Origin of the sequence: Paraburkholderia domus, from assembly GCF_905220705.1 — a bacterium.
GTDB classification, from domain to species: domain Bacteria; phylum Pseudomonadota; class Gammaproteobacteria; order Burkholderiales; family Burkholderiaceae; genus Paraburkholderia; species Paraburkholderia domus.
The window spans coordinates 1-26,855 of the sequence record NZ_CAJNAT010000036.1 but is presented as its reverse complement, the minus strand read 5'-3'; the positions used below and the strand labels follow the sequence as shown (position 1 = coordinate 26,855).

The 26,855-nt window shown below is 62.0% G+C and carries 26 protein-coding genes and 1 pseudogene; 14 read left to right on the top strand and 13 right to left on the bottom strand.

Annotated features, from left to right (window positions below; all coding sequences use genetic code 11):
- Positions 1 to 2 precede the first annotated feature (2 nt).
- From mdcA to mdcH, 7 genes are read left to right on the top strand one after another with little or no spacing between them, the layout of a single operon-like run.
- On the top strand, positions 3 to 1,673 hold the full coding sequence (gene mdcA / locus KHO31_RS34270) for a malonate decarboxylase subunit alpha (protein WP_201082266.1): 1,671 nt from the start codon (positions 3 to 5) through the stop codon (positions 1,671 to 1,673).
- A 2-nt stretch (positions 1,674 to 1,675) separates the two neighbouring features.
- Positions 1,676 to 2,773 carry a triphosphoribosyl-dephospho-CoA synthase gene (locus KHO31_RS34265; RefSeq protein WP_236071647.1) on the top strand — a complete coding sequence of 366 codons (1,098 nt, stop codon included), beginning with the start codon at positions 1,676 to 1,678 and terminating at the stop codon, positions 2,771 to 2,773.
- Complete coding sequence (locus KHO31_RS34260) at positions 2,761 to 3,075, top strand: malonate decarboxylase subunit delta (protein WP_201086571.1); 315 nt, start codon at positions 2,761 to 2,763, stop codon at positions 3,073 to 3,075. The genes KHO31_RS34265 and KHO31_RS34260 overlap by 13 nt, the downstream gene beginning before the upstream one ends.
- On the top strand, positions 3,072 to 3,947 hold the full coding sequence (locus KHO31_RS34255) for a biotin-independent malonate decarboxylase subunit beta (RefSeq protein ID WP_201082274.1): 876 nt from the start codon (positions 3,072 to 3,074) through the stop codon (positions 3,945 to 3,947). Before KHO31_RS34260 ends, KHO31_RS34255 begins: the two co-directional genes overlap by 4 nt.
- On the top strand, positions 3,944 to 4,759 hold the full coding sequence (gene mdcE, locus KHO31_RS34250) for a biotin-independent malonate decarboxylase subunit gamma (RefSeq protein WP_201082276.1): 816 nt from the start codon (positions 3,944 to 3,946) through the stop codon (positions 4,757 to 4,759). The genes KHO31_RS34255 and mdcE overlap by 4 nt, the downstream gene beginning before the upstream one ends.
- Positions 4,759 to 5,451: a malonate decarboxylase holo-ACP synthase gene (locus KHO31_RS34245; RefSeq protein WP_201082278.1), complete on the top strand. Its 693-nt coding sequence runs from the start codon at positions 4,759 to 4,761 to the stop codon at positions 5,449 to 5,451. Before mdcE ends, KHO31_RS34245 begins: the two co-directional genes overlap by 1 nt.
- The gene (gene mdcH, locus KHO31_RS34240; protein WP_201082279.1) at positions 5,451 to 6,383 is read left to right on the top strand and encodes a malonate decarboxylase subunit epsilon; all 933 of its coding nucleotides are present in this window, start codon (positions 5,451 to 5,453) and stop codon (positions 6,381 to 6,383) included. Before KHO31_RS34245 ends, mdcH begins: the two co-directional genes overlap by 1 nt.
- Positions 6,384 to 6,424: 41 nt before the next feature.
- Here mdcH and KHO31_RS34235 read toward each other — a convergent pair whose 3' ends face one another.
- From KHO31_RS34235 to KHO31_RS34225, 3 genes are all read right to left on the bottom strand, one after another.
- Positions 6,425 to 6,745, bottom strand: coding sequence for a type II toxin-antitoxin system PemK/MazF family toxin (locus KHO31_RS34235; protein WP_201082281.1), 321 nt, complete (start codon positions 6,743 to 6,745; stop codon positions 6,425 to 6,427).
- Positions 6,739 to 6,987 carry an AbrB/MazE/SpoVT family DNA-binding domain-containing protein gene (locus KHO31_RS34230; RefSeq protein ID WP_074287847.1) on the bottom strand — a complete coding sequence of 83 codons (249 nt, stop codon included), beginning with the start codon at positions 6,985 to 6,987 and terminating at the stop codon, positions 6,739 to 6,741. The genes KHO31_RS34235 and KHO31_RS34230 overlap by 7 nt, the downstream gene beginning before the upstream one ends.
- Before the next feature lie 123 nt (positions 6,988 to 7,110).
- Entirely contained in the window at positions 7,111 to 8,049 is a 939-nt protein-coding gene (locus tag KHO31_RS34225) for a LysR family transcriptional regulator (RefSeq protein WP_211625411.1), read from the bottom strand.
- Between the two features lie 173 nt (positions 8,050 to 8,222).
- Here KHO31_RS34225 and KHO31_RS34220 point away from each other — a divergent pair, with 173 nt between their 5' ends.
- Together KHO31_RS34220 and KHO31_RS34215 are read left to right on the top strand one after the other, a co-directional pair.
- The gene (locus KHO31_RS34220; RefSeq protein ID WP_201082285.1) at positions 8,223 to 9,002 is read left to right on the top strand and encodes a putative hydro-lyase; all 780 of its coding nucleotides are present in this window, start codon (positions 8,223 to 8,225) and stop codon (positions 9,000 to 9,002) included.
- Between the two features lie 77 nt (positions 9,003 to 9,079).
- A pseudogene (locus KHO31_RS34215) lies at positions 9,080 to 10,381 on the top strand (MFS transporter).
- A 22-nt stretch (positions 10,382 to 10,403) separates the two neighbouring features.
- On the opposite strand, the gene yjfF reads toward KHO31_RS34215, so the two are convergent.
- The 5 genes from yjfF to KHO31_RS34190 all read right to left on the bottom strand — a co-directional run bounded on the left by yjfF (position 10,404) and on the right by KHO31_RS34190 (position 16,304).
- On the bottom strand, positions 10,404 to 11,504 hold the full coding sequence (gene yjfF / locus KHO31_RS34210) for a galactofuranose ABC transporter, permease protein YjfF (protein ID WP_201082289.1): 1,101 nt from the start codon (positions 11,502 to 11,504) through the stop codon (positions 10,404 to 10,406).
- The gene (locus tag KHO31_RS34205; protein WP_201082291.1) at positions 11,501 to 12,532 is read right to left on the bottom strand and encodes an ABC transporter permease; all 1,032 of its coding nucleotides are present in this window, start codon (positions 12,530 to 12,532) and stop codon (positions 11,501 to 11,503) included. Before KHO31_RS34205 ends, yjfF begins: the two co-directional genes overlap by 4 nt.
- Positions 12,529 to 14,148 carry a sugar ABC transporter ATP-binding protein gene (locus KHO31_RS34200; protein WP_201082298.1) on the bottom strand — a complete coding sequence of 540 codons (1,620 nt, stop codon included), beginning with the start codon at positions 14,146 to 14,148 and terminating at the stop codon, positions 12,529 to 12,531. The genes KHO31_RS34205 and KHO31_RS34200 overlap by 4 nt, the downstream gene beginning before the upstream one ends.
- 209 nt (positions 14,149 to 14,357) lie before the next feature.
- Positions 14,358 to 15,344, bottom strand: coding sequence for an ABC transporter substrate-binding protein (locus tag KHO31_RS34195; protein ID WP_201082300.1), 987 nt, complete (start codon positions 15,342 to 15,344; stop codon positions 14,358 to 14,360).
- A 360-nt stretch (positions 15,345 to 15,704) separates the two neighbouring features.
- Positions 15,705 to 16,304, bottom strand: a complete 600-nt coding sequence (locus tag KHO31_RS34190) for an alpha-ketoglutarate-dependent dioxygenase AlkB family protein (RefSeq protein WP_211625409.1) — start codon at positions 16,302 to 16,304, stop codon at positions 15,705 to 15,707.
- A 146-nt stretch (positions 16,305 to 16,450) separates the two neighbouring features.
- On the opposite strand from KHO31_RS34190, the gene KHO31_RS34185 reads away from it, so the two are divergent.
- On the top strand, positions 16,451 to 17,035 hold the full coding sequence (locus KHO31_RS34185) for a malonic semialdehyde reductase (protein WP_211625407.1): 585 nt from the start codon (positions 16,451 to 16,453) through the stop codon (positions 17,033 to 17,035).
- Positions 17,036 to 17,058: 23 nt separating this feature from the next.
- Here the strand turns inward: KHO31_RS34185 and KHO31_RS34180 are convergent, their stop codons facing one another.
- Positions 17,059 to 17,388, bottom strand: a complete 330-nt coding sequence (locus KHO31_RS34180) for a hypothetical protein (RefSeq protein ID WP_201082306.1) — start codon at positions 17,386 to 17,388, stop codon at positions 17,059 to 17,061.
- 367 nt (positions 17,389 to 17,755) lie between these two features.
- On the opposite strand from KHO31_RS34180, the gene KHO31_RS34175 reads away from it, so the two are divergent.
- Positions 17,756 to 18,919, top strand: a complete 1,164-nt coding sequence (locus KHO31_RS34175; RefSeq protein ID WP_211625405.1) for a metallophosphoesterase — start codon at positions 17,756 to 17,758, stop codon at positions 18,917 to 18,919.
- 125 nt (positions 18,920 to 19,044) lie between these two features.
- Here the strand turns inward: KHO31_RS34175 and KHO31_RS34170 are convergent, their stop codons facing one another.
- The gene (locus KHO31_RS34170; RefSeq protein ID WP_211625403.1) at positions 19,045 to 19,569 is read right to left on the bottom strand and encodes a hypothetical protein; all 525 of its coding nucleotides are present in this window, start codon (positions 19,567 to 19,569) and stop codon (positions 19,045 to 19,047) included.
- 651 nt (positions 19,570 to 20,220) lie between these two features.
- Here KHO31_RS34170 and KHO31_RS34165 point away from each other — a divergent pair.
- Positions 20,221 to 20,928, top strand: coding sequence for an MgtC/SapB family protein (locus KHO31_RS34165; protein ID WP_201082312.1), 708 nt, complete (start codon positions 20,221 to 20,223; stop codon positions 20,926 to 20,928).
- Between the two features lie 162 nt (positions 20,929 to 21,090).
- The gene (locus KHO31_RS34160) at positions 21,091 to 21,345 is read left to right on the top strand and encodes a GlsB/YeaQ/YmgE family stress response membrane protein (RefSeq protein ID WP_201082314.1); all 255 of its coding nucleotides are present in this window, start codon (positions 21,091 to 21,093) and stop codon (positions 21,343 to 21,345) included.
- A 65-nt stretch (positions 21,346 to 21,410) separates the two neighbouring features.
- Here KHO31_RS34160 and KHO31_RS34155 read toward each other — a convergent pair whose 3' ends face one another.
- The 3 genes from KHO31_RS34155 to KHO31_RS34145 all read right to left on the bottom strand — a co-directional run bounded on the left by KHO31_RS34155 (position 21,411) and on the right by KHO31_RS34145 (position 25,669).
- Complete coding sequence (locus tag KHO31_RS34155; RefSeq protein WP_201082316.1) at positions 21,411 to 22,925, bottom strand: acetyl-CoA hydrolase/transferase family protein; 1,515 nt, start codon at positions 22,923 to 22,925, stop codon at positions 21,411 to 21,413.
- 192 nt (positions 22,926 to 23,117) lie between these two features.
- Entirely contained in the window at positions 23,118 to 23,333 is a 216-nt protein-coding gene (locus tag KHO31_RS34150) for a hypothetical protein (RefSeq protein WP_201082318.1), read from the bottom strand.
- Positions 23,334 to 23,503: 170 nt separating this feature from the next.
- The gene (locus KHO31_RS34145) at positions 23,504 to 25,669 is read right to left on the bottom strand and encodes an FUSC family protein (RefSeq protein WP_211625401.1); all 2,166 of its coding nucleotides are present in this window, start codon (positions 25,667 to 25,669) and stop codon (positions 23,504 to 23,506) included.
- A gap of 199 nt (positions 25,670 to 25,868) precedes the next feature.
- On the opposite strand from KHO31_RS34145, the gene KHO31_RS34140 reads away from it, so the two are divergent.
- On the top strand, positions 25,869 to 26,855 hold a 987-nt coding region (locus KHO31_RS34140; RefSeq protein ID WP_211625399.1), incomplete at its 3' end, for a LysR family transcriptional regulator.

Genomic DNA, 26,855 nt, shown 5'->3' with positions numbered 1-26,855 from the left:
CGATGAACCGCCCCGCCGAAGCCGCCGACGCTTCCACCACCGCACGTTCCTGGACCACGCGCCGCGACGAAAAGAACCGTCGCCTCGCGGCCATTGCACCGTGGCTGGAAGACGGCGTCCTACCGACAAACCGCATCGTCGATGCGCTCGAAACGCTGATTCAACCGGGCGACCGCGTCGCACTCGAAGGCGACAACCAGAAGCAGGCCGACTTCCTGTCCCGTTCGCTCGCCAAGGTGGATCCGCAAAAAATTCACGACGTGCATCTGCTGATTTCGAGCATCAGTCGTCCTGAGCATCTGACGCTGTTTGAACGCGGCATCGCGCACAAGGTCGATTTCTCGTTTGCCGGGCCGCAAAGTTTGCGCGTCGCGCAATTGCTCGAAGACGGCCAGTTGGAAATCGGCTCGATCTACACGTACGTCGAGTTGTATGCGCGGATGTTCGTCGATCTGACGCCGCACGTCGCGCTGTTGTGCGCGGAAAAGGCCGACCGTCACGGCAATCTGTACACCGGTCCGAACACGGAAGACACGCCGACCATCGCCGAAGCCGCCGCGTTCCGGCATGGCATCGTGATCGTGCAGGTCAACGAAATCGTCGACGAACTGCCGCGCGTCGATATTCCGGGTTCCTGGGTCGACGTGGTCGTAGAGGCGGATAGGCCCTTCGCCGTCGAGCCTCTCTTCACGCGCGACCCACGGCATATCGGCGACCTGCAGGTGCTCACGGCGATGATGGTGATTCGCGGCATTTACGAACCGTACGGCGTGAGCTCGCTGAATCACGGTATTGGCTTCGATACCGCGGCGATCGAATTGTTGCTGCCCACTTACGGCGAATCGCTCGGTCTGAAAGGCAAAATCTGCCGCAACTGGACGCTTAATCCGCACCCCACCATGATTCCCGCGATCGAATCGGGTTGGGTCGACAGCATCCATTGTTTCGGCAGTGAAGTCGGCATGGAGGCATACATCGAAGCGCGCCCCGACGTATTCTTCACGGGCAACGACGGTAGCCTGCGCTCGAACCGCGTGCTGTGCCAACTCGCCGGCCAATACGGTGTCGATCTGTTTATCGGCTCGACCCTGCAGATCGACGCGGACGCGAATTCGTCGACGGTCACGCGTGGCCGTCTTGCCGGTTTCGGCGGTGCGCCGAACATGGGCCACGATCCACGCGGCCGGCGTCATTCGAGTGAAGCATGGCTCAAGCTGCTGAAGGACCAAGGTCCGGTCTCGCGCGGCCAGAAGCTGGTCGTGCAGATGGCCGAGACCTATAAGAAAGGCGGCGAACCGACCTTCGTCGATGAACTCGATGCGGTCGCCGTCGGCGCGAAGAGCGGCATGCCGATCGCCCCGGTGATGATCTACGGCGACGACGTGAGCCATGTCGTCACTGAAGAAGGCATTGCGTATTTGCACAAGGCCGAAGGGATCGACGAGCGGCGTGCGGCGTTGGCTGCAGTAGCCGGTGTCACACCGATCGGGCTGCGCGCGAAGCCGGAGAAAACGGCCGAGTTGCGCCGGCGTGGCATCGTCGCGTATCCGGAAGATCTCGGCATTCGGCGTGGCGAAGCGAAGCGTTCGCTGCTGGCGGCACGCAGCATCGACGATCTGGTGACGTGGTCGGGTGGCCTGTACGCGCCGCCGGCGCGTTTCAGGAGCTGGTAACGATGGCGCCCGCTGCTTTGCTTGCGCGCGAGGCCGACGCCATGCCGGAGGCGAAAGCTGAACACACTTCCCGTGCTGCCGCGCTGACTGCGCAAGAGACCGGCACGGTCAGATTCAGGAGCAATTCCGCGCCGACGACTGACGTCGATGTGCATTGGCGCATCGCGCCGGCACGCCAGTACGCTACGGTTTTGCCCGTGACAAGCACGGCAAATAGGCCGGCGGTTAGCGCGCCGACAGCCCTGTCCGATGCGCAACTTGCACGCTATGCCGTCACCGCGCTGATCGAAGAAGCTCAACTCACGCCGAAACCCGCCCTAGTCGACCGGCGCGGCAGCGGCGCGCATCGCGACCTCGATCTCGCCACCATGCTGCGCTCGGCGAATGCACTCGAACCGACTTTCGCGGCGCTCGCACGCGTGGCACGCCGCCGTAGCGAACCATCCGCGCTGTTGCGTGCTGAACTCGCGCAAATCGGCCGTGCCGGCGAACAGGACATGCTGCATGCCACCGGCGGCAGCAACGCACATCGCGGCGCGATCTGGATCGTCGGCTTGCTGGTGGCGGGTGCCTCGATGCCTGGCCGTGGCCCGCGTCTGAACGCTTCGCAGATCTGCACGCTCGCTGCGCAGATTGCCTGCTTCCCGGATCGCTTCGCCGCCCCCTCCGATAGTCACGGCGAGCGCGCGCGGCAGCGTTATCAGGCAGGCGGAGCACGTCGCGAGGCACAAGACGGTTTCCCGCACGCCATCGATATCGGTTTGCCCGCGTTGCTCGCGGCGCGAGCCAGCGGAGTCGACGAAAACGCCGCACGCATCGACGCCCTGCTTTCGATCATGGTCTCGCTCGACGACACCTGCCTGCTGCATCGCGCGGGCCTGCCCGGCTTGCACGCTGCGCAACAAGGCGCGCGCCGTGTGCTGCAAGCGGGTGGAAGCTCGACGCCGGACGGGCACACCGCCTTCGTCGCACTCGATCGCGCATTGCTGTCTCTCAACGCATCCCCTGGCGGCGCAGCCGATCTGCTCGCCGCCACCCTCTTTCTCGATATGCTGGCGCATCACGACGCCAGCGGGAGCTCAGCCTCATGGAACACCTGACCTTCGACTATCCGGCGCAACGCGCCGTCACGACCCGCGCGCATGTCGGCGTGGTCGGTTCGGGCGATCTGGAAGTCCTCCTGTCGCCGGCTGAAAACCGTGCTGGCCTGAGCGCGCATGTGGTCGTGCGCACCAGTGTCGACGGCTACAGCCACATCTGGAAGAGCGTGCTCGACCGCTTCTTCACCCGTTACGACGGTGCCGCGCAAATCGAAATCAACGACTTCGGCGCGACACCCGGCGTCGTGGCGCTGCGGCTCGCGGAAGCCATCGAGGCGGCGGAACAGGGAGACGACGCATGAATACTGTCGCCACCGCACGTCCCGCGCCCATGCTGCGCGACAGCTTCATCGAACTGCCGGCGCGCGAACGCGCCCGCTCGCTGCTCGACGCGGGCACGTTCCGCGAACTGCTCGGACCGTTCGACAAGATCGAGTCGCCGTGGCTGCCGCTGCAAGGTGTCGTCTGCCAGGCGGATGACGGCTGCGTGATCGCGCGCGGCACGATCGACGGCGAGCCGGCCGTCGTCGCCGCGATCGAGTCCGCGTTCCAGGGTGGCAGCATCGGCGAAGTGTCGGGTAGCAAGATCGCCGCCGCGCTCGAAATGGCCTTACGCGACTGCGAACGCGGCAAGATCGTGCGTCCTGTCGTGCTGTTCGAAACCGGCGGCGTGCGGCTGCAGGAAGCCAACCTCGGCCTCGCGGTGATCGCCGAGATTCAGGCAGCGATCGTCGCGTTGCGCCGGCACGTGCCGGTGGTCGGCGTGATTGCGGGGATGGTCGGTTGCTTCGGCGGCATGTCGCTGGCGGCGGCCTTGTGTTCGTATCTGGTCGTGACGAAGCAGGGGCGGCTCGGCATGAATGGCCCTGAAGTGATCGAACAGGAAGCGGGTATTGGAGAACTCGACGCGAGCGATCGGCGCCGCGTGTGGCAGTTGATCGGCGGCGAACAACGGGCCGCAACCGCACTCGCCGATCAACTGGTCGACGACGATGCGCACGCCGTGTGCGCCGCCGTGCGTTCAGCATTTCTGCAAGGCGTGCCGGCTGCGCATCGCAGCGAACAGGTCGACATTTTCCTTAACCGCCTCGCGCAGATCGACCCGGCCAGCGTCACGCCGGAAACGATGCGCGACGTGTACAACCCCCATGTCCCCGGCAAGGAGCAGGCATGAGCGATACCACCCTCAGCCGCGGCGCGCGCTGGTTCCGTGCACTGGCCGGCGAACCTTCAGGTAAAGCACCCATATGGAGCGGCGATGCGTCGCTCGGTGGCGAGACCGCGCGCTTCATTGCGGTCGTCCCTGATGCCGACAACCGCTTTCCGCGAGCGACCGACAACGTCGTCGGTCTCGAACAAGGCTGGCAGCTCGCGCGCGCTGTACGCGAGGCTATCGCGCAGGACGCTGCGAGCGGTACGCGCCGCCCAATCGTCGCGATCGTCGATGTCAAAAGTCAGGCGTATGGCTACCGCGAAGAAATGCTCGGCATTCACCTCGCCTGCGCCGCTGCGGTCGATGCGTATGCATCGGCGCGCGATGCCGGGCATCCGGTGATCGCGTTGATCGTCGGACCAGCCATGTCGGGTGCGTTTCTCGCGCACGGCTATCAGGCCAACCGCATCGTGGCACTCGACGCTCCCGGCACGATGGTCCACGCAATGGGCAAGGAAGCGGCCGCCCGCGTCACACGGCGCACCGTCGAAGCACTCGACGCGCTCGGAGAAACCATTGTGCCGATGTCGTACTCGATGGCGTCGTTTGCCAAACTGGGCCTGCTCGATCAACTGATCGAAGGTGTCAACGCCGATGCACCGGATGCCGCGCAAATCGAGCGCGTGCGACAGGTGTTGACCGAACAGATTCACAGCGCGCGCGATGGAAGATCCGATCTGTCGCATCGTCTGGAATCGGCTGCGGCTCAGAAGAATCGTGCAGCGTCGATCGAAGTGCGGCGGCGCCTCGCGGAACAATGGGATGCCGTGTAATGCAGGTCTGCGCAGCGCCGCCATTCGCAGCCGATCACGCGTTATCGTGCGATGCGCGGTGGCAACCGCATGATCTGCTGCGCTTGCGCCGTTTGCCGCAGTTTGACGGCGAACCGGCGTGGGTTCGTGAGTCGTTCGAATGTACGCCTTGGGCGGTCGTGAGACGCGCGCTGGCCGCTGATAGCTTCGTCGCGATCGGCTTGCGTGGTGTGGAGCGGTCGCGGCGTTATGGCACGTGGGTGCATGTTGACGATATTGAAACCGCTGTGCCGCCGGAAACGTTAGCGCGACGCGACCCTCTTGCGGAGCGCAATGCCTTGCCTGCTTTCGCAGCCCTTGCCTCATTACAATGCGACACGGCCGGCGCATTGGCCGGATTCGTCTGGGGACCAACCGGCAGCACAGGCTTCGAACTGGCAACTCAGGCACCCACAGTCACTTTGACGAGCGATCTCGATCTACTGATCCGCGCGCCGGAGAGACTCTCGCGCAACACCGCCATGCAGTTGTTCAACCATCTGCAAGCAATCGCACGACACGTCGGCATTCGCGTGGATGCACAACTGGAAACGCCAGCAGGCGGTGTAGCGCTAGCCGAGTGGGCAGCGGACAAAGCACGCGTGATGGCGCGCCACGCTCGCGGCCCGCAGTTGATTGCCGATCCGTGGGCGCCAGCTCACGGCGATATCTGATGTTTGCCCTTCTGTTTCCCGGCCAGGGCGCGCAGTCGGACGGATTTCTGCACCGCCTGCCGCAGCACCACGCCGTGACCGACACACTCGAAGAAGCGTCTCAGGTGCTCGACATCGATGTACTTTCACTCGACACGCCGAACGCACTGCGCTCGACCGTAGCCGTTCAGATCGGTTTGACAGTCGCCGGCGTGGCTATCACGCGCGCACTGGCAGATGAATATCTCACGCCTGAGATTAGCGCCGGTTTGTCGGTGGGCGCGTATGCAGCAGCGGTCAGTTGCGGCGCGATTCGCTTTGGCGACGCGTTAAAGATGGTTCGCAAACGTGCCGAATTGATGGAGACGGCGTACCCGTCCGGCTACAGTCTCGCGGCTGTATCGGGTTTGACTGAACACCAACTGGAAACACTCGCCACCCAGCACGAAGATGCGGGTAATCAACGTGTCTATATTGGCAACGTGAATGCGCCACGTCAGATCGTCATGGCGGGGGAGAATGGCACGCTGGACAGGTTCATCGAACGTGCTCTGGCGGCAGGCGCACGCAAAGCCATCCGTCTTGCGGTAAGCGTGCCGTCACACTGCGAACTGCTCGCGCATGCCGCGGACGAGCTGGTGGCGTACGCACAGGACGTACCCTTTTACACGCCGCAAAGCACCTACATCGGTAATCGCGGCGGCCGCCCCTTGTACACAGCAGATGCCATTCGCGACGATCTCTCGACCAATATGCGCTACACCGTACGCTGGTTCGACGCGCTCACAGTCATGCAGGAAATGGGCGCCCGCGTACTAATCGAAGCCCCGCCGGGCCAGGTGTTGACAGACATTGCGCGCGAGAACTTTCCGGATACCACTGCGCTCGCTGCGAGTACCTTTACTTTCGAAAGACTGGTGGCGACCACCCAACGGCGCCTCGAGGCAAATTGAGCATGGGCACGCCGCCACTCGGCTGACGGACGATTCATTGCTCACTCGACAAAAATTTCCTGCAGCGTGGACAACGCATTCGATAGCGCCGTATCTGACACCGCGCCGGCCCGCTTCACGAGTCGCGTCTTGTCCACCGTGCGAATCTGATCGAGCAAGATCAAACCCTTCTTGCGCAAGAACGTAAGCGGAACACGAAAAGGTGCCGCGCGACCGGCGGTGGTCATGGGCGCGACAATCACGGTCCGCAGGTGATCGTGCAACTCTGCTGGCGAAACCACGACACAAGGACGCGTTTTCTGAATCTCGCTGCCGACGGCCGGATCCAACGCAACGAGCCAGACGTCGCCGCGCGCTACCACTCGAGCCCCGCGTCATCGGCGTTGGGAAATTCGCCCATCACCAGCGTGTCGTCTTTCGATGCTGCCAACGACCGGCTTGCGTCGGCCCATCCCGCACGCGCTTTCTTTTGCGGACGCCGTATCACCAGCGCGTTTCCTTCCACTTGCATATCCACTTCGTCCTCCAGCCCAAGTTGGGTCAAGATCGGTTTCGGAATCAGTACACCATGGGAATTACCCATTCTGCGGATGGTCGTTTTCATGGCTGAACCTGAAGTGGAATCCTAAACGGTCGAAGCATTAAAGTAAACACAATGTTATTACAGTGTAGCACGGCAAATGGCATAAGACGAATGACGTGTTTTGCGTGCTTTTGATCGCCGGCCTCACCGCCGCTCAATCAACTGCCGCCCCATTGCCTTCGCATACTGATCACACGCACTACGCGCGACACGTGATGCCATCAGCACGCCGACGTCGGCGTCGTCGCGGTAATACATGGCAACGTCGATCGGCGGTGGCAGCGGACGCACCTGCAATTGCCCCAGTTCGCCGCTGCTCAGGAAAGGCTCGACGAACAAGGCTGGCACGGCCGCAATTCCGTAGCCGTCGCGCAACAGTTTCACAATCACCGCCACCGACGGCATGCAGGTCACCTGGGTATCCGCAAGCGGCACACCGGCGCGCTTCGCGAGCGTCTCCACGATCGCTTCCACGGCGACTTGCGGCGCGGTGCCACGGCCGAACGTCAGCACGGGTTTCTGCAATACCGTCTGCACATGTCTCGTGCGGCTCGCCGGAATCAGATCGTGGCGAGCGATCCAGCGCACCGGATAGCTCGCCAGCAAGGTCGAAACGATCGACGCTTCCTGCTCGCCGGTTTCCTCCACCTGAATGACGAGATCCAGTTCGCCAGCGCGCAACCGGGGCCCAAGCATGGCACTCGAGTCGACGGTCAGGTCCACGACGATGCGGTTGTACTCGACGTTCAGCATCCGGATGTAGTCCGGCAGCCAGCTATGCACCACCGTTTCGATGACGCCGAGCCGCAGCCGCTTCGTCACCTGGGTTTCGTCCTGCGCGGCCAGTTGCAGCGAGCGCGTGGCCTGCACCACCGATCGCGCATGCGCGAGCAGCCGTTCGCCATTCGCCGTGAGTTGAAACTCCGCTGCGTCGCGCTCGATCAACTCTACGCCCAACTCGGCTTCAAGCGTTTTGATGCGCAGCGAAATCGCGGCGGGCGTCGCGTGCATGGCAGCGGCGGTCGCGCGAAAACTGCCCAGACGGGCGAGCGTCAGAAACGTCTCGACAAAGCGGGTATTCATTGCATCAGCTCTCCCAGCAACGACTCGAAGCATTCGATCATCGCCGCAAAACCACTCCGGCGCTGTTAAGTTTAATTTAACGAAACACAAGAATAACTCGCTGGATGGATATTTTTGGCGTTACTAATCTGGTTTCCATCAGTCCCCCGGACCTAGCTGGAGTCGAGCCGTTCATGCCCTACACGCCATCCGAGTTTCGTCAGCAGATTCGCAGCCGCCGCCTGTCCGGCCCGACTGCGGGCTACTGCGGCGACTATGCGCAAGCCAATCTCGCCATCCTGCCCAGGCAATATGCTGACGACTTCCTGCGCTTCTGCACGCTCAATCCGAAGGCTTGCCCCTTGCTCGGTATCGGCGAACCGGGTCAATGGCGCGTCCCGTCGCTCGGCATCGATCTCGACATCCGCAACGACGTCCCCGCGTTTTACGTGTACCGCCACGGCGAACGTGCCGAGGAAGTGCGTAGCTTGGACGAGCTGTGGCGCGACGACCTGGTGGTTTTCGCGATCGGCTGTTCGTTTTCGTTCGAGGAAATGTTGCGGCGCGAAGGCATTCCGCTACGCCATATCGAACAACAGGTCAACGTGCCGATGTATCGAACGCGTGAGCGCAACGTGGCCGCAGGCGTGTTCGGCGGCAACCGCGTGGTCTCGATGCGGCCGATGAAAGCCGCCGACGCGATCCGCGCCATCCAGATCACCAGCCGTTTTCCCGCGGTACATGGCGCACCGGTTCACATCGGCGATCCCTCGCTGATCGGCATTCGTGACCTCACGCGGCCCGATTTCGGCGACGCAGTAGAAGTACGTAGCGACGAGTTGCCCGTGTTCTGGGCCTGTGGCGTCACGCCGCAAGCCGCGATAGAAAGCGCGCGGTTGCCGTTTGCCATCGCGCACAAGCCGGGACACATGCTCGTCACCGATATTCCCAACACCACGCTGGCGGTTCTCTAGCCGTGGCGTTATTTGAGTTGTCCCAACCATGAGCCGCGCGGCAAGACGCGGCCACTGACTACCACCGGAGCCCATGCATGAAAACCGAAGCGCAATTGACCGCAGACGCCGAGTGCTACGACGCACCCGGTACAGGGAAAGGACCGTTCGCGTGGTATCGGCAGATTTCCGCGAGCGAGAAGCGTGCGTTCTGGAGCTGCAAGATCGGCTACGTGCTCGACGCAATGGACACGCAATTCCTGAGCTTCGTGATCCCGACGCTGATTGCGACGTGGGGCATCACGCGCGGCGACGCCGGTCTCATCGGGACGGTCACGCTGCTGAGTTCGGCGCTCGGCGGCTGGGCGGCCGGCGTCATGTCGGATCGCATCGGCCGGGTGAAAACCTTGCAGATCACGATTCTCTGATTCGCGGTGTTCACGCTGGCTTGCGCGTTGGCGCAGAACTTCTCCCAGTTGCTGTGGGCGCGCGGGCTGATGGGGCTCGGCTTCGGCGGCGAGTGGACGGCGGGCGCGGTGCTGATCGGCGAGGTGATCCGTCCGCGTGACCGCGGCAAGGCCGTCGGTCTGGTGCAGGCAGGCTGGGCGATCGGCTGGGGCGTATCGACGCTGTTGTTCATGGCTGTGTTTTCATGGGTACCGGCCGATTACGCCTGGCGCGTGCTGTTCGCGATCGGTATTGCGCCGGCGCCGTTCGTAATCTGGATCCGCCGCTTCGTCGAAGAGCCAGCGGTGCATCTGCAGCAGAAAGAAGCGCAAGCCGCGGCACACATGCGCCCTTCACTGCTCGACATCTTCCGCGGCGATATCGTCTGGACGACGCTGCGCGCGTCCATTCTCGCGACTGGCGTGCAAGGCGGCTACTACGCGGTGACCACGTGGCTGCCAACGTATCTGAAGACCGAGCGGCATCTGAGCGTGATCGGCACCGGCAGCTATCTGGGGGTGGTGATCGTCGGTTCGTACTGCGGCTATCTGACGGGCGCTTACGTCAGCGACAAAATCGGCCGCAAGCGCGCGTTCATCGCGTTCGCGCTGGCCTCGTGTGCGATCGCGCTGATCTACACGCAATTGCCGCTCGATAACCTCACGATGCTCGTGCTCGGTTTCCCACTCGGTTTCTGCGCGTCCGGCATTTTCTCGGGAATGGGCGCGTTCCTCACCGAGCTGTTTCCGACGCGCATTCGCGGCTCCGGCCAGGGGTTCTGCTACAACTTCGGGCGGGCTATCGGTGCGACGTTTCCGTTCCTGATCGGCTACGTCTCGCAGACCATGACACTCGGTCACGCGATCGGTGTATTCGCCGCCACGGCATACGGTGTCGTGATCCTCGCCGCGTTGACGTTGCCGGAAACCAAAGGACGTGAACTCAACCCGTAAGCCGCGTTACCACGCATTGGCGCTACAACGCCTGCTCTGGCGCGCGTCCGATCACATGTGAATCGGACGCCGCGGCTGCGTCGCCCCGACCGCGCTCTCGGCCTGGCGTCACGACAGCACCCGTGCCGCCCGGGCGCCCCACCGATCTTGCATGCCGTTCGATCAGTCGTTGCAGCAGGCAGAACGCGCATAGCAACGCGCCGATCACGATACGGGTCCACCACGAACTGAGCGTGCCGTCGAAGGTGATCAGCGTCTGGATCGTGCCCAGAATGCCGACGCCGAACAGCGAGCCGATCACATAGCCGACGCCACCCGTCAGCAAGGTTCCGCCGATCACCGTCGCCGCGATCGCGTCGAGTTCCATCCCCTGCCCTTGCAGGCCATAGCCCGACAGCACATAGAACGTGAACACCGCGCCGCCGAGGGCCGAACAGAACCCGCTCAGTGCATACACGCCGATCCGCGTACGCGCGACCGGCAAGCCCATCAGCAACGCTGAACGCGGATTGCCGCCAATCGCATACACGTTGCGGCCAAAACGCGTGAAATGTGCCACATAGATCGCCACCGCAAGCGTGAGCAGGGCGATCAACACATTGGCGGTAACCGAACCGACGCCGATGCTGAGGCGAAACGCGGAAATCTTCTGGAACGTCGGATCGTTGATGGTGATCGACTGCGTCGTGATCAGAAAGCACAAACCACGTGCGAAGAACATGCCGGCCAGCGTAACGATGAATGCCTGCAAGCGGAAAAAGTGAATCAGCGCACCCTGTACCGCGCCGAACGCTGCGCCCATCAACAACACGATCGGCACGATCAGCCAGACCGGCAGATGCATGTGTTCGGACAGCACCGCTTCGACGATGGTGGTCAGCGCGACCACCGAGCCCACCGACAGATCGATCCCGCCGGATACGATCACAAACGTCATGCCAATTGCGACGATCAGCAGGAAGGCGTTATCCACCAGCAAATCGAGCAGCACTTGCCACGAGAAAAAGCCGGTGTACATCACCGAACCGAAACCGAACAGCGCGCAAAACAGCAGAATGGTGACGGTGATCGGCAGTGTGCGCGGGTCGACGATATGGGCCCAGGCGTCGAGGAGTCGTCTCATCGCGCCACCCCGCGCTGCGTGAAAAGCGACATGGCGAGCGCGCGCGCCGAGGGCGACTGGATCACACTCACCGCAAGCACCACGGCCGCCTTCACGACGAGCGTCGCTTCCGGCGGCACGCCGATCGAATAGGTCGTATAGGTGAGCGTCTGGATGATCAGCGCGCCCAGCACGGTGCCGGTGAGACTGAAGCGGCCGCCGAGCAGCGACGTGCCGCCGAGCGTCACCGCCAGAATCGCGTCGAGTTCGAGCAGCAGACCCGCGTTGTTGCCATCGGCGCTGCGCACGTTCGAACTGATCAGGATGCCCGCCATCGCGGCGGTCAATCCCGAGAAGCTATACACCGCGAATACCAGCGCTTTCGAGCGCAGGCCGACAAGGCGCGTCGCCACCGGATTGACGCCGATCGCGCGAATGAAGAGTCCGAGCGCGGTGCCTTCCACGAGTACCGCGGTAGCCAGCACGGCAACACTCGCGATCCACACCGAGCAGGGCACGCCTAGCCAATAGCCGCCACCCACGAACAGATAGCCGGGTGCGCCGATCGGTATGATCTGCCCCGCCGTCAGCAATTGCGCAATGCCACGGCCGGCGACCATCAGGATCAAGGTTGCGATGATCGGCTGCATGCCGACGAACGACACCAGCAGCCCGTTCCACATGCCGCTCAACACACCGACGATCAACGCCGCAACCAGGGCTTGCGCGATCAATCCGGCGCTCGGTGCGGGTTGCGTTGTGAGTATCGTGGCCGCGGCGGCGCCGGCAATCGCCACTACCGCGCCCACCGAAATATCGATGCCGCGCGTCGCGATCACAAGCGTCATGCCGGTAGCCACCAGCACCAACGGCGCCGCGCGATTCAATACGTCGATCGGCGCGCCGAACAAGTGGCCATCCAGCATCCGCAGCGACAGAAAATGCGGATTCACCAACAGGTTCAGGCCGCATAACAGCGCCAGCGTGACGCACGGCCAGATCAGCGGGCGCTCGGTCCCGTCGCGCACGAACCAGTTCGATAGCTTCATTCGCCGCTCCCCGCGATGAGTCGATAGATGTTGTCCTCGTTCGAAGCCTTGCCGGCCACTTCCGCAATCTTGCGGCGGTCGCGCAGCACCGCCACGCGATGACTCACGCGCAGCACCTCGCCGATCTCCGATGAAATGAACAGGATGCTTAGACCGTTCGCACACAGCGCCAGCAAACGGTCCATGATGTCGAACTTCGCGGCGACGTCGATCCCGCGGGTGGGCTCGTCGAGAATCAGCAGCTTGGGGTCGGTGGCGAGCCAGCGCGCGAGCAGCGCTTTCTGCTGGTTGCCGCCAGAGAGCAGTCCGATCGGCTGTTCGGCGTCCGTCGCTTTGATGCCGAGACGCTCGATCCACAGGTCCGCGATTTCATGCGCGCGCTGCCGTTTGATCTTGCGCCACCAGCCGCGTCGCGCCTGCAACGCCAGCAGAATGTTCTCGCGAATCGACAGTTCGGCGACGATGCCCTCTTTCTTACGATCCTCCGCGCAGTAACCGATGCCATGACGCACGGCGTCCCGTGGCGAACGCAGCCGCACGGGCCGGCCGTCGATCAGGATGGTGCCGCTGTCGGCGCGGTCCGCGCCGAACAACAGCCGCGCGGTCTCCGTGCGGCCTGACCCCAGCAGTCCGGCAAGGCCGAGGATCTGACCCGGCTGCACATCGAGGTCGATCGGCTGCAGCGTGCCGCGCCGTCCGACGCCGCGCAATTCGACAAAGGGCTGAACGGCTTCCTTGCCCTGCGGCCCTTCATGGGCAGCGTGTCCGTCATGTGCCGCTTCGCGCAAGCGCGCGCTCATGCGCTCGTGACCAACCATCTTCGCGACCAGTTGATCGGCCGGCAGATCGCGTGCGAGGTATTCGCCTTCACGCTCGCCGTTGCGCATCACCGTGATGCGATCGGAGATGGCATAGGTCTGCTCGATAAAATGCGTAACGAACAAAATGGCGATGCCAGATTGCTTAAGATGACGAAGTATTTTGAAAAGCTGGGCGACTTCACTATCGTCGAGACTGGAGGTTGGTTCGTCGAGAATCAGAACGCGCGCGTCAACCGAAAGCGCTCTGGCGATTGCCACCATCTGCTGCACGGCGATCGGGTAGGCGTCGAGCGATCGGGTGACGTCGAGCGTCACGTCGAGACGAAGAAGCGCGGCCTGCGCACGGCGCTTGATGTCGGGCCAATCGATCGCGCCAAAGCGCTTTGGCTGCCGGCCCGCAAAGATGTTCTCCGCCACCGAGAGATTCGGGCACAGGTTCACTTCCTGATACAGCGTGCGCACGCCGGCCGCCTCGGCCTCCTGCGGCGAAGCAAACGCCACGGTCTCGCCACCCAGACGGATCGTGCCGGCGTCAGGTGCAAGTACGCCGGTCAGCACGTTGATCAGGGTCGATTTGCCGGCGCCGTTCTGCCCCATCAGCGTGTGTATCTCGCCGGGGAACAGGCGGAAGTCCACCTGCTGCAGCGCTTTCACGCCCGGGAACGTCTTGCTCACGCCAGCGGTAGCCAGGATGGGCTCAAGTGCATTCGAGGCGGCGCCGGTGCGAGCGTCTCCTGTGATGGCGCCGGTCGTGCCGGCGGGCGGCGGATTCGGTTCTGAAGCGGGATGCGTCATAGACCTCGCTCGATCGGCGGTGCGTTGGTCGGGTGGGCACAGGTACGCCAGGTTGGGCGCAACCTGATTCTGCGGAAAAGAGACCGCCCGTTGCCGAAGCAGCCAGGCGGTCAGGCACCACTGGAGAAACCCGTGCGATCTGTCCGTACTTCGTTTGCGTTTTGCGTATGTCGCATGGATAGCTAATCAGTTTTCCACCACACGCGGCCTCAGTACTTGCGTGTCGGCAGAGTCTGCGCCGCGACGCTCATTGGGAAGACGGTCTCCTGGGTCAGAATACGCTTAGGAAGCGGCTTGCCAGCCACCACGTCCTTGACCGCCGACATCAGTTGCGGCCCCAGCAGTGGGCTGCACTCCACATCGACATTCATCTTGCCCGCGGCCATCGCCTGGAAGCCGCCCTTGGTCGCATCGAACGAGACGACGGTGATGTCCTTGCCGGGATGCATGCCGGCCTCTTCCATCGCCTGGATGGCGCCGAGCGCCATATCGTCGTTATGCGCATAAACTACATTTATTTTATTTCCATAAGTTTTTATAAATGCTTCCATCACCTGCTTGCCACCGGCAAGCGTGAAGTCGCCGCTTTGCGACGCGATGATCTTGAATTTGGGATCGCTCTTGATCACTTCGATCAGGCCGGCATGCCGGTCGTTGGCAGGCGCCGAGCCGACCGTTCCCTGAAGTTCAGCGATGTTGATGGGACCTGGATCATTTTTATAGTGATCGGCCAGCCAATGACCACCGCGCCGGCCCTCTTCCATGAAATCCGAGCCGATCATCGTCACATACAGCGAAGTGTCCTTCACATCGATGTTGCGGTCGGTCAGGATCACCGGAATTTTTGCGGCTTTAGCTTCGAGCAGCACCGGCTCCCAGCCTGATTCGACAACCGGAGAGAATGCGATCACGTCGACTTTCTGCGCAATGTAGGAGCGGATCGCCTTGATCTGGTTTTCCTGCTTTTGCTGGGCATCGGAGAATTTGAGCTTGATCTTCGCGTCCGCTGCCGCGGACTTCACCGATTCAGTATTGGCGGTTCGCCATGCGCTTTCGGCGCCGACCTGCGCAAAACCAAGGGTGATCTGTTTGTCCTGCGCGTAAGCGCCCGGCGCTGCCAGCGTCAGCGCACCGATGCTCGAGCAAAGCGCGAGCGCGCCCAACGCACGGCATGCGGCGCGTCGTGTATTCGCCATGACTGTCTCCTGATCGTTGTTGTGTAGGCGATCCATCGAACCCGCCCAGCGTTTGCGGCCCTCACGGTGCGTGGATCGTGATGTAGCGTAGTGTCTGGGGCGTTAACCGTCCAATCATATGATTCGCGTCGGCGATACCAATTTTGATATCGCGAGCGGTATCGGCTGCGGTGTGGACGCGGAGCGATGCTGCTGGCTCGCTCGGGCATGGGCGCTGCTGGAGTAAGGCGATGGAGATGCTTTTTATGCGCTTAAGTGCTCGACATCACGCTTGGGCAGGCGGAGGGTGGGCGTCGGGCTTTCGGTTTTCAGGCAGACGCCAAGGACCAAACGGCTAATGGCTAAGGGCCAGCCCACAAGCTAGCGGTATGCCGCGCGCGGCGTCACCCAGCGGAACGTCAGATTGATTCGCTCGCCGGCCACACGCGGTTCTTTCGGCACGCGATGCCGCCAGTCGGCCTGCGTGCCGCCCTTCATCACCAGCAAGCTGCCGCCCTTGAGCAAAAAAGACTGCATGACGCCGGTCCTGTTGTGTCGCAAGTCGAAAGTGCGCGCGACGCCCAGGCTGATCGACGCAATCACCGGCTCGGCGCCGAGCTCCGGCTCGCGGTCCGCGTGCCACCCCATGCTGTCGGTGCCGCTGCGGTAGCGGTTGAGCAGCACGCTGTTAAAGCGCACGTGGCAGCTTGCCTCTGCGGCGGCCCGCAGTTCGGCGACGGCCGGGGTCCACGGTCGCGGCACGTTGCGAATTCCAGAGTAGACGTAGACCGCATCCGGCTCGCCCTGCCAGGCCGTCAGCCGCGGCAGCGGCACACGCCCAGCAGGCGTGCCGATCATGTCCTGACGCCATTCCACTTCGCCGATGAGTTGCGTTAGAGCGTCCGCCGCGGCCTCGGGCGCGAGCCACTCGGGATACCAGTCCACGTCTGGCGCGGGAAGGTGGTCGAAAAGGTCCGCCATGAGATTTGCCTGAATGCGATACGCGCGCGAGTGAGAACCCTGGCTATTATGGCGGCAACGACGATGCCGCCCATGCCAAGGGCTTGCTCTGTCATCCGCCGCATTCATCCTGCTTTCTCACTCTGCTACTTCAACGGACTACCACCATGACTCTTTCCGATCAGGCTCTCGATCAGCTCTTTCGCGAAGCGCGCACACATAACGGCTGGCAGCCCAAACCGGTCGACAACGCCGTGCTCAAGCAACTCACCGAGCTCGTGCTGCTCGGTCCGACCTCGGCCAATTCGAGCCCCGGCCGCTTCGTCTACGTGAAAACGCCCGAAGGCAAAGAGAAGCTGCGTCCGGCCTTGTCGCCGGGCAATCTCGAGAAGACGATGGCGGCGCCGGTCACGGTGATCGTCGGCATGGACATGGCGTTTTACGAGCATCTGCCGAAACTGTTTCCGCATGCCGACGCGCGCAGCTGGTTCGCCGGAAACGATAAAGCGATCGCGGATACGGCCTTCCGCAATTCGACGCTGCAAGGCGGCTATCTGATTCTCGCCGCCCGCGCGCTCGGTCTGGACACCGGTGCGATGTCGGGGTTCGACGCCGCCAAGGTTGACGAGGCCTTCTTCGCCGGCACGACCGTGAGATCGAATTTCCTGATCAATTTAGGCTACGGCGATCCGTCGAAGCAGTTCCCGCGCAGCCCGCGCTTCTCCTTCGACGAAGCCGCCCGGATCGTCTGACAGGCCTTAGGTCACCGGTGCGTTTATCCAAAGAGCGCTACGTAGAACACCACCGCGCCGATCACCGCACCGACAAAGCAGAAGCCTTCGTCAGCGTCGTCGCCATTGGAACGCAACCATGCACCGACGGCGCCGAACAGTCCCGCGATGCCGAGCGCAACGCATACCATCACGACGTCGAATAATGCGTTTTTGCCCAGTTCGGAGAAGTCGATGTCGCGCACGCCGAAGTACAAGGCGAGCGCCATCAACGATATGCCCACCAGCGGCAGCATGACATGGCTGCCCTCCCGTCCGACGTGATGCGAGTGAAGTACGTGACGGACGCGATTGTCTGATCCAAGCAGTTTCATGATGCGTCTCCTGCCTCTCCCGCTACCGACAACAAAACGAACCACCGCTCGGCCGTCATGGCCCTGAAACGAGCCGGTTCTATTTGAGAATAGTCCACCCGAAACACAATTCAAAGTCCATTTAATTAGCGTGCCGCGACAGTTCAGACGCGCGGCATGCGGCAGGGAATTGCTGCACCGCGATATCCGCCCGTCGTGTCAAACAAGGACGTGCTCGCCGGCCCCTCGGGAGCAAATCTGGCGCCGCCGGCAAGGGGTTGCACATCTCGGTAGAATGATCCGGCTCGTCCGCTATTTCAGGGTTGCGGTTGACGAGCCGCCGCCGTTGCTCCGCTCGTGTCGGCCCCTTCCCGCCTCTATCCTCTCTATGCGCCGCTCATCGTTTCTTGTTCGCTTCATCCTGATTGGCATCCTGCTGCATATCTATGTCGGCTTGCGTCTGATTCCCGACATGCCAGTCAGTGCCGCCGGCCGATGGCTGTGCGCGTTGTGGCTGGTGCTGTCGATCTTTCTGATACCGCTCGGCATGCTGGCGCGCACCATCAAACAGCAGCCGCTCAGCGACCGCCTCGCGTGGATCGGCCTGCTGGCGATGGGCTTCTTCTCGTCGCTGCTGGTTCTGACGTTCGTGCGCGACCTGGCGCTCGCTTCGCTGCTCACCGTCGATGCAATCTGGCCGAACACGATTGCAATCGCCCACTGGCGCACCAACTCGGCTGCGGCGGTACCGTTGCTTGCGTTGCTCTCGACACTCGTTGGCCTGTTCAACGCACGGCGTCGCGCCAAGGTGGTGACGATCGAGGTGCCGATCGACGATTTACCGGCAGCGCTCGACGGCTTTACGATCGTCCAGATCAGCGACATCCACGTCGGCCCGACCATCAAAGGCCGCTATGTGGATGCAATCGTCGACGCGGTGAATCGTCTAAAACCGGATCTGATTGCTGTCACCGGCGACGTGGTGGACGGCAGTGTGCCGCAGCTGACCAGGCACACGCAGCCGCTGTCACGGCTCAGCGCGCGTCACGGCGCGTTCCTCGTGACCGGCAATCACGAGTACTACGCCGGTGCAAACGCCTGGATCGACGAATTCCGGCGCCTCGGGTTGAACGTTCTGCTGAACGAGCACGTGATCGTGGAACACGACGGCGCGCGCGCCGTGATCGCCGGGGTGACCGATTACTCGGCGGGCCATCATGATCCGCTGCATCGCAGCGACCCGGTTGCAGCCCTCGCCGGCGCGCCAGGCGACGTGCTGATCAAAGTACTGCTCGCGCACCAGCCACGCTCGGCCGAAGCAGCTGCAGCAGCAGGTTTCACACTGCAGCTATCCGGCCATACGCACGGCGGCCAGTTCTTCCCGTGGAATTTCTTTGTGCGTTTCCAGCAGCCGTTCACGGCTGGTCTGGCACGGCTGAACGGCCTGTGGGTCTACACGAGTCGCGGCACCGGCTATTGGGGACCGCCGAAGCGCCTGGGGGCCCCCTCGGAGATCACGCGATTGCGCCTCGTGCCCGGCGAGCCCGACTGAAGCGTCGAGCCGGGCGTCAGATATCGCCGCACCGAAGTCATATTGGATTGCGCGATAAAAAAGCGCGGATGTCCGCAAAGGATATCCGCGCTTCGGCGCTTACGCGCCGCTTCAGCTAGTTTGAGTTATTGCGCGGGCGCCACGGCCACGCTGACCTGCGGTGCATACGCCACCGACACTTGCATACCCGGCGTCACGCCGGCGACCTTTGCCGGCTCGCGGCCCTGGATGTGGAACACTGAGCCATCATGGCCTTTCAAGGCCATGATGCCGGACGTGTGGTCGATGGCCTGAACTTCGGCGGTCACGTTCTGCGCAGTGTTCTGCTGTGCCGGTTGAGCAGCCGTGCCGTGGCCGTCAGCACCACGCGTAACGCTGACCATGGCGTTGCGCATCATACGGATGTGAACCTTGCCGCCCTGCTTGATCTGCGCCAGATTGCTCGTATCGGTGATGTTGAACGAAGCTTCGCCGCCCTGTGCGTCGAGCACGGTCACCGAATGTTTAATCTGGTCGACCGACTTCACGACACCATCGGCCTGCAGTGTGCTGCTGCCTTCAAACGGCGCGGGCAGACCGGCGGCAAACGACACGAGCGGTGCAGCGGCAATCAATGCACCGGCAATGATGCCAAGAGCCTTATCTTTCATACATTCCTCAATTGGGTAGACAACGGAAAAGAGACGATGTTGTGCGGATCGGATGCGCCTGACATTGCGCAAGGACAACCGAAAAATTTCTTTGCGAAACCGTAAGAAGTGAAACGCGGATTGAGCGCAAAAACCGCACGACGAGCTTCGAAGTGTGCAAACAGTGTGTTTTCCGGGACGGACACCGTCAATATTCGGAGTCCGTATTTATGCAAGGAAAATTCTGAGCTTGCCGCGGAAAATTCCACAAGCATCCGAAAAGGCATTCCGCCGTCCGGCTTGACTTAATTTTTCAGAGCTGCCTAAAATTCGCCAGTTCACTTAACCGGAATTACGATCTTGGACAGTAGCAGTAGTACCAGTCGAGCTTCGATTCGCCCGATCGCCTGATCGGCAAGATTTCCGCGCCAGCCTTTACCTGTCGCCGTCTTGCCTTCGGGCCCGACGGTGCACGTCGTTTATACCCTCGCACTGCCAATGAAGCGTCGCATGGCACCATGCCAGGCCGATGCTCCGTAACTTTCAGCGCGCGAGCCTTGCGCTCGCTTGCCTCGTCACGCCTGACCGCGGCCGCATCTCACGTGCGGATACGTTCGGCTGTCACGCGTGAGGTTCACACTGTGCGAACACGCGCCCCAACCTTTCTTCCTGATGACAATTGAATTCGTCTTGCGGCTCTTTGCCGCCTTCAGCTGCGGCGTCGCGATCGGCCTCGAACGGCAGATGCGCCAGCGCAACGCCGGCCTGCGCACCATCACGCTGGTCGCCAGCGGCGCGTGCCTGTTCGTCACGCTTGGCGTGCTGACTGGCAACGGCACCGCCGGCATCACGCAGATTGCCGCGTATGTCGTATCCGGCGTCGGCTTTCTCGGCGGCGGCGTGATCATGCGCGACAAGGGCTCCATTCAGGGGATCAACACCGCCGCGACCTTGTGGTGCTCGGCGGCGGTCGGCGTATTGTGCGGTGCGGGGCACTACGGCCCAGCCCTCGCCGGCACCGCGGTCGTACTGCTGACCAATACGGTGCTGCGTGAAGTGAGCCGTATGATCAACTCGACGCCTGTTTCGAATGCGGACCTGGTGCGTGAGTACGTGCTGACGATCGTATGCCGGGAGGCTGACGAGATTCACATTCGTACCGCGGTGTCCAACTCGATGTATTCGACGCCGCTGTCGTTCCAGAGCCTGACAAGCGAAGACGTCGATGACGATACGGGACGCATTCGCGTGACGGCAACATTAAAGCTGCATCCGAAAGATCAGCCGAAACTCGAACAGATGGCAAGCCGCATCAGCATGGAAAAGAGCGTATCGAGCGTCAGCTGGACGGCCAAAGAAGCGGAGCCGACGCCAGAGTGAGCCACCACGCGTAAGCTCCCCATATTCGCGCGCATCGTCTACACTTAGTCTGCAATAGATTTAGACAATGTTAATTCCGCGTCCTGAATATGGACTGTCCCATAACCTTCGACTAAGCTCTGTCACCGTGAATTTTTCACACTCAACCATGGAGTCTCGATTATGGAACACGGCATCATTGCATGGCTCATCATCGGCGCAATCGCCGGCTGGCTGGCTGGCGTGCTCGTCAAGGGCGGCGGCTTCGGCCTGATCGTCGATATCATCGTCGGGATTGTCGGCGCATTCATCGGCGGCTGGCTTGCCGGTGTGCTGCACATTTCGCTCGGCGGCGGCTGGATCGGTTCGATCATTACCGCTGTGATTGGCGCGGTCATTCTGCTGTTTCTTGTCCGGCTCGTCCGGCGCGGCACCTGAGCGTAGCACCTGATGTCTTACGGCGTCAGGGGCGAATGCCACCTGACGCCGGTTTTACTTAGCGTTTAGAGACGCGCTTCAACTGCCGGCAACATCGTGCCGGTGTCACGCAGCCGCGTATGCCAGGCGAAAGCCTGGTCCAACCGATGCGGCGTTTGCCCACCCCATTGCAACGCGTCCCGATAGTAGTCGCGAAGCAGATCGCGATAGAGCGGATGCGCGCAGTTCTCGATGATCAATGTGGCGCGTTCTCGCGGCGCCAGTCCGCGCAGATCTGCCAGGCCCTGCTCCGTCACGACCACGTCGACATCGTGTTCGTTGTGATCGCAGTGCGGCACCATCGGCACGACGCTCGAAATGCGGCCACCCTTCGCCATCGACTTCGTCGCAAAGATCGCGCATGACGCATTGCGCGCGAAATCGCCCGAGCCGCCAATACCGTTCATCATGTGCGTGCCGCCCACGTGTGTCGAATTTACGTTGCCGTAAATGTCGAACTCCAATGCAGTATTCAACGCAATCAGACCGAGCCGGCGAATCACTTCAGGATGGTTGCTAACCTCCTGCGGACGCAACACCAGGCGATCGCGATAGCGCTCGAGTTCGCCGAACACCTGCGCCTGACGCGCGGCCGACAGCGTAATCGACGCACCCGAGGCAAACGTCACCTTGCCAGCGTCCATCAGGTCGAAGGTCGAATCCTGAAGCACTTCTGAGTAAATTTCGAAGGCATCGAAAGGCGAATCGACAAAGCCGGCCAGCACCGCATTGGCAATCGTGCCGATGCCCGCCTGCAACGGCGGCAACTGGCGGGGCATGCGCCCGCTCGCCACTTCGTGCTGGAAAAATTCAATCAGATGGCCGGCAATCAACTCAGTTTCCGTGTCAGCAGGCAACACGGTGGATGGGCTGTCTGCCATATCGGTAATCACGATCGCCGCGATTTTGTCGAGCTGGATCTCGATGGCCTGCGTGCCGACACGGTCTTGCGGATGCACGATCGGCAGCGGTTCGCGATTCGGCCTGCGGCCAGGAATCCAGATGTCGTGCAACCCCTCGAGGGCGCGCGGCTGGGCAAGATTGATTTCGACGATGACTTTGTCGGCGAGGATTGCGAAGCTGGCAGAGTTGCCAACCGAAGTGGTCGGCACAATGCCGCCGGTCTCGGTGATCGCGGCCGCTTCGATAATGGCAATGTCGAGTTTGCCAAGCTGATTGGCGCGCAGCATCTCGACCGTTTCGGACAGGTGCTGATCGACGAACATTACTTCGCCGCGATTGATCGCGTCGCGCAGAGTCTTGTCGACCTGAAACGGCAAGCGGCGCGCCAGCACATGCGCCTCGGTGAGCATGCGATCCACGTCGTGACCGAGCGATGCGCCGGTCATCAACGTAATTTGCAGCGGCTTGCCTTCCTGACGGACCCGCTCAGCGAGTGCGACTGGGACTGCTTTAGCGTCGCCCGCACGCGTAAAGCCGCTGGCGCCGACGCGCATACCGTCTTGAATCAGAAGCGCCGCCTCGGCGGCTGAGGTGATCTTTCCGCGCAACGCGGAACAACGAATCCGGTCTTGATACATGAAACTGAGTCTCTCCATAGTCACCAGCCCAGTCTACCGGTGCGCACGTCTGCGGTGTGCTTCGCTCAGTAGCCAGATTGTCGCACCAGCCGCGGCGTCTCGATGGGACGGCGTCGCGGCCAGGCGTTTCGTCGCGCGCAAGATTCCCGCGACAGGTCATGCAGATACTGCGGGTGTTGCGAGTGGCGCTGCTTAGCTGCCGAAGTAGATGTTGCAGAAGCTCACCGGTCCGACGCACTCTTCAGCTTTGATCTTCGGCGCTGCAACGCGGCTTTGCTCGGCGAGGCTGTTGGCGCGCGGCGCATTCGCTTGCGCGACCTGTTGTTCCGGGGCGGCCGGCGCCGTTTGCGCATGAGCGACAACAGCGGACAAAGAGCAGGCAATCAAGACAATCTTCAACACGTTCATTTCGTTCTCCAGTACTTACGGTCCCACCCCGCAGGAAGTCCCCTTGTGGGACTGCGTGGCAGTGATAAAACTATATGACCGCCACCTGCGCAGATAAACGGGGCTGGACGGAAGTGATCTTTCCATCTGGCAGAAGGATCGGGACGCACATCCGATCCAATGCGCGTAGGTCAACGCACATTGAAAGGCGCGTCTTTGTCGAGCAACGCAGTGCGGATGAAGTGCAGGCAACTCAGAATGCGCTGCAGGTCGTGCCGCCTGTCGCGGTCGGCATGAACGGTTTCCAGAATGTCCTGCGCGATCCACGTGGCCGAGCGCACGGATAGGAGCGCGTGCTCGAGACGACGCGCATCAGGCCGCTCGAAAAGCCGCGCGAGGTCGTCGCAAGTCCGCGCGAGGCTGCTGCTCCAGCGCGAATGAAGCGCTTGCACGTAGCCGGCATGTACCGCTTCATTGCGCAGATCGATCACGGCGTGCCCTACTTCCAGGGTGACGAGCATCCAGCGCAAGGCATCACGGCGGCGTCGTGAGCGCCGCGTTAGCAGCATGCGCAACTGCGAGGCCAGATCGTGTGTGCTCGACTGAAAGCGCTGATTGAGCCCGGGCAGTTCGTCCTTGCACGCAGACACGACTTGCGCACGCAAATCACCTTTGATTCGCTCGGTAAGCCATGGCATATCGGCGGGGAAAACCACCGCCAAAACAAGCGCCGAAAGCAATAGCGACGCAGTGATCGCTATGCCGTTGTTGATCAGCAGATCGGGCGCATACGTGACGACGTTGTCTGGCCCCGCGAGCAGGCAGAAGAATACCGAAAAGCCGATGCCATAGCCTGCTGACAATTTGCGCGATGCAATGAAGGCGCCGAGCGCAAGCACTGGGGCGAGCATCGCGCAAAGCAGCGGAAAGCCGTCGATGTTCGGATACACGTAGCACGTGAAAAGGTAGCCCGTCATAGTCGCCAGAACGGCGCCGACTGTCATCTGCAAGGCCATTTTCGATGCGTTCGGTGCGGTCGACGTCAACGCACAGACCAACGCCGCGCCGATCACCGCCAGACCGCCACTCGGCCAGTCAGTGGCGATCCAGAACCAGCCTGCAATCGCCATAACCGCCGCCGATCTGGCAAAGGTAAACGCGACCACAAAGCCGTTCGTCCTGCTCACGTAGCGACCGGCGGTTCGCGGCCCGGCTCCCGGCTTTCGTAGCGCCAAAGACCCGTAAGTGTCGGAATAACGGACCCATTCATCGACAAATCGATATAGCAGTTCCGCGGCCGTATCGAAGTCCGCTAGCGATTCAGCGGATGCGGCTTCCAGCGGCCGTCTCGTTTCGCGCACGCGCCTTGGCAAGCTCGCCTGAAAGAGCCGCAAACCAGCGACTGCACGCGATGCATCGGCATTCATGCCTTGTGTGGGCGCCAGCTGTGCCGACAGCTCGCGGAAGTACGGCGTGATGGCGTCGACTATGCGGCTCGGGCCGCTCAAGCGCAGACGTTTGAGCAACTGGTGCAGCGCATGCAGCCGCGCGCATGCGTCCATAAACTCGCCGTTCAGACGGCCGAGATGCTGGCTGCGCGAACGCATGGCCGGATCTTCGAAGGCAGCAAATGTTCGCGTCGCTTCAAAGCCGACGATCTCGTCCACGAGGTCCGCGAAGCGCCGTTCGAACTGGCCGCGCTCGATTCCACGGCCCAGCACGTCGGCAGCGAACGCAGTAAAATTTGAATATCGAATGTGGAGCGCGCGCCGCAATGTAAGGCTGGAACGCTGCGGCACGATCAGTGCACTCACCGCGCTTGAACACACGATACCGACTGCTACCTCCGCGGCGCGCGTGAGCGCCGCCAGAAACAGATCGTGAGGCGCCGTGACATTCGGAATGCCGATCAGAGCGGCGGTATAACCTGCCAGCACAAAACCGTACCATCTGAAATGCCGATACCGGACCGCTGCCGCGATGCAGGCGCTTACCCAACCGATCATGCCGAGCATGTACAACTCGGGCTGCTGGACAAACAGCGCGCCGAGCACCAGGGCCGCGACCGTACCCACCGCGGTTCCGAGAATCCGATAGAAACTCTTGGCGAGCACCATGCCGCTGAACGGCTGCATCAGCACGAACACCGTGGTCATCGCGATTCGTGGCTGCTGGAGATCCAGCAACATGGCAATGCCCAGCGCCAACAGACCTGCGGTGACCGTTTTCAACAGATGCAGCCAGATCAGACCGTCGCTGTTCGCCCAGTCGCGAATGGCCAGACTGAGCGTTGGCAACATGGCGCTCCACTGCCGACGGGAATCCGCCGTCGGTTTGATCGCATGTTGGCGTTTCATCAGAAAGCAACGCGTCCCGGTTTGTCGCTGAAAGAGGCACCGGTGAACGCTGCGCACACCGGCAGGCAAGGCGCCGATTGTAGGAGCATGTGCTGCGCGCATTAATACGACGGACGCGGAACGTCCCTTCCAGAACGAACAACAATGGGCTTGCGGGACAGGCGGACAATACGGCTTCTGCCGTGAAAAAGAAGGATCGATGGATACGTTACAAAATATGCGAGTGTTCGTGCGCGTGGTTGAAGCCGGTAGTTTTACCGCCGCCGCGCAGTCGCTCAATTCGACGACTGGCGCGATGTCCCGCGCCGTCTCGGAACTCGAAGCGCATCTGCGTACGCGCTTGCTGAACCGGTCGACGCGGCGGCTCGCGCTCACCACAGCGGGCGAGCGTTACCTGAAGCGATCGCAGCAGATCCTTGCGGACGTCGATACGGCGGAAGAAGAAGCAAGTTGCGCGCATGAACGCCCGACCGGCGCGTTGCGCATGCACAGCTTTGCGAGCATCGGCCAGCATTACGTGCTGCCGGCCATCTCGCGCTATCGCGCGCTCTATCCCGAGGTGACCGTCGAACTGACGCTGTCGCAGCGCATGCCCGATCTGTTCGAAGGCAGCGCCGACGTCGCTGTGATCAGCGCCTCAACTCTGCCGAACTCCGAACTCGTGTCGCTCCCACTCGGTACAACTTTCAGCATCCTGTGCGCATCTCCTGCCTACGTGCACGCTCATGGCGCGCCGCAACAGCCCTGCGACCTGGCGCATCATGAGTGTCTGATCCTGCACACGCCGGCATTTCCGCCCCACGAATGGGTACTCGACGGCCCCCACGGCAGCGAGACTATGGAAGTGAACGGACCCGTGCACGTGAATATCGCCGAATCGCTGATCGTCGCGATTCGCGAGGGAATGGGCATTGGTATGGTGCCACTTTATTCCGCGATCGCCGGGTTGCGTGACGGGACCTTAGTCCGCGTGTTGCCTGAATATACACTGCAGAAGACGAACGTTTATGCGCTGTATCCGTCACGCAAGTTCATCGATGCGAAGACGCGAACGTGGGTTGAGTTCTTGCGTACGCATCTGCCGAAAGTAATTGCACGCGACGAGGCGTTACTTGCGGAAGTCGGCCAGATGTATGCAGCCGATGGCGCGGCGTCTGTGGACGCGGCCAGCATTGGGGATGGGGAC

Coding starts and splice junctions, on each gene's coding strand:
- KHO31_RS34185 (WP_211625407.1), top strand. CDS start 16,451: ATGACTCTTTCCGATCAGGCTCTCGATCAGCTCTTTCGCGAAGCGCGC.
- KHO31_RS34175 (WP_211625405.1), top strand. CDS start 17,756: ATGCGCCGCTCATCGTTTCTTGTTCGCTTCATCCTGATTGGCATCCTG.
- KHO31_RS34225 (WP_211625411.1), bottom strand. CDS start 8,049: ATGAATACCCGCTTTGTCGAGACGTTTCTGACGCTCGCCCGTCTGGGC.
- KHO31_RS34255 (WP_201082274.1), top strand. CDS start 3,072: ATGAATACTGTCGCCACCGCACGTCCCGCGCCCATGCTGCGCGACAGC.
- KHO31_RS34190 (WP_211625409.1), bottom strand. CDS start 16,304: ATGGCGGACCTTTTCGACCACCTTCCCGCGCCAGACGTGGACTGGTAT.
- yjfF (WP_201082289.1), bottom strand. CDS start 11,504: ATGAGACGACTCCTCGACGCCTGGGCCCATATCGTCGACCCGCGCACA.
- KHO31_RS34260 (WP_201086571.1), top strand. CDS start 2,761: ATGGAACACCTGACCTTCGACTATCCGGCGCAACGCGCCGTCACGACC.
- KHO31_RS34155 (WP_201082316.1), bottom strand. CDS start 22,925: ATGTATCAAGACCGGATTCGTTGTTCCGCGTTGCGCGGAAAGATCACC.
- KHO31_RS34195 (WP_201082300.1), bottom strand. CDS start 15,344: ATGGCGAATACACGACGCGCCGCATGCCGTGCGTTGGGCGCGCTCGCG.
- KHO31_RS34145 (WP_211625401.1), bottom strand. CDS start 25,669: ATGAAACGCCAACATGCGATCAAACCGACGGCGGATTCCCGTCGGCAG.
- KHO31_RS34205 (WP_201082291.1), bottom strand. CDS start 12,532: ATGAAGCTATCGAACTGGTTCGTGCGCGACGGGACCGAGCGCCCGCTG.
- KHO31_RS34230 (WP_074287847.1), bottom strand. CDS start 6,987: ATGAAAACGACCATCCGCAGAATGGGTAATTCCCATGGTGTACTGATT.
- KHO31_RS34200 (WP_201082298.1), bottom strand. CDS start 14,148: ATGACGCATCCCGCTTCAGAACCGAATCCGCCGCCCGCCGGCACGACC.
- KHO31_RS34160 (WP_201082314.1), top strand. CDS start 21,091: ATGGAACACGGCATCATTGCATGGCTCATCATCGGCGCAATCGCCGGC.
- KHO31_RS34220 (WP_201082285.1), top strand. CDS start 8,223: ATGCCCTACACGCCATCCGAGTTTCGTCAGCAGATTCGCAGCCGCCGC.
- KHO31_RS34180 (WP_201082306.1), bottom strand. CDS start 17,388: ATGAAACTGCTTGGATCAGACAATCGCGTCCGTCACGTACTTCACTCG.
- KHO31_RS34245 (WP_201082278.1), top strand. CDS start 4,759: ATGCAGGTCTGCGCAGCGCCGCCATTCGCAGCCGATCACGCGTTATCG.
- mdcA (WP_201082266.1), top strand. CDS start 3: ATGAACCGCCCCGCCGAAGCCGCCGACGCTTCCACCACCGCACGTTCC.
- KHO31_RS34165 (WP_201082312.1), top strand. CDS start 20,221: ATGACAATTGAATTCGTCTTGCGGCTCTTTGCCGCCTTCAGCTGCGGC.
- KHO31_RS34265 (WP_236071647.1), top strand. CDS start 1,676: ATGGCGCCCGCTGCTTTGCTTGCGCGCGAGGCCGACGCCATGCCGGAG.
- mdcE (WP_201082276.1), top strand. CDS start 3,944: ATGAGCGATACCACCCTCAGCCGCGGCGCGCGCTGGTTCCGTGCACTG.
- mdcH (WP_201082279.1), top strand. CDS start 5,451: ATGTTTGCCCTTCTGTTTCCCGGCCAGGGCGCGCAGTCGGACGGATTT.
- KHO31_RS34170 (WP_211625403.1), bottom strand. CDS start 19,569: ATGAAAGATAAGGCTCTTGGCATCATTGCCGGTGCATTGATTGCCGCT.
- KHO31_RS34150 (WP_201082318.1), bottom strand. CDS start 23,333: ATGAACGTGTTGAAGATTGTCTTGATTGCCTGCTCTTTGTCCGCTGTT.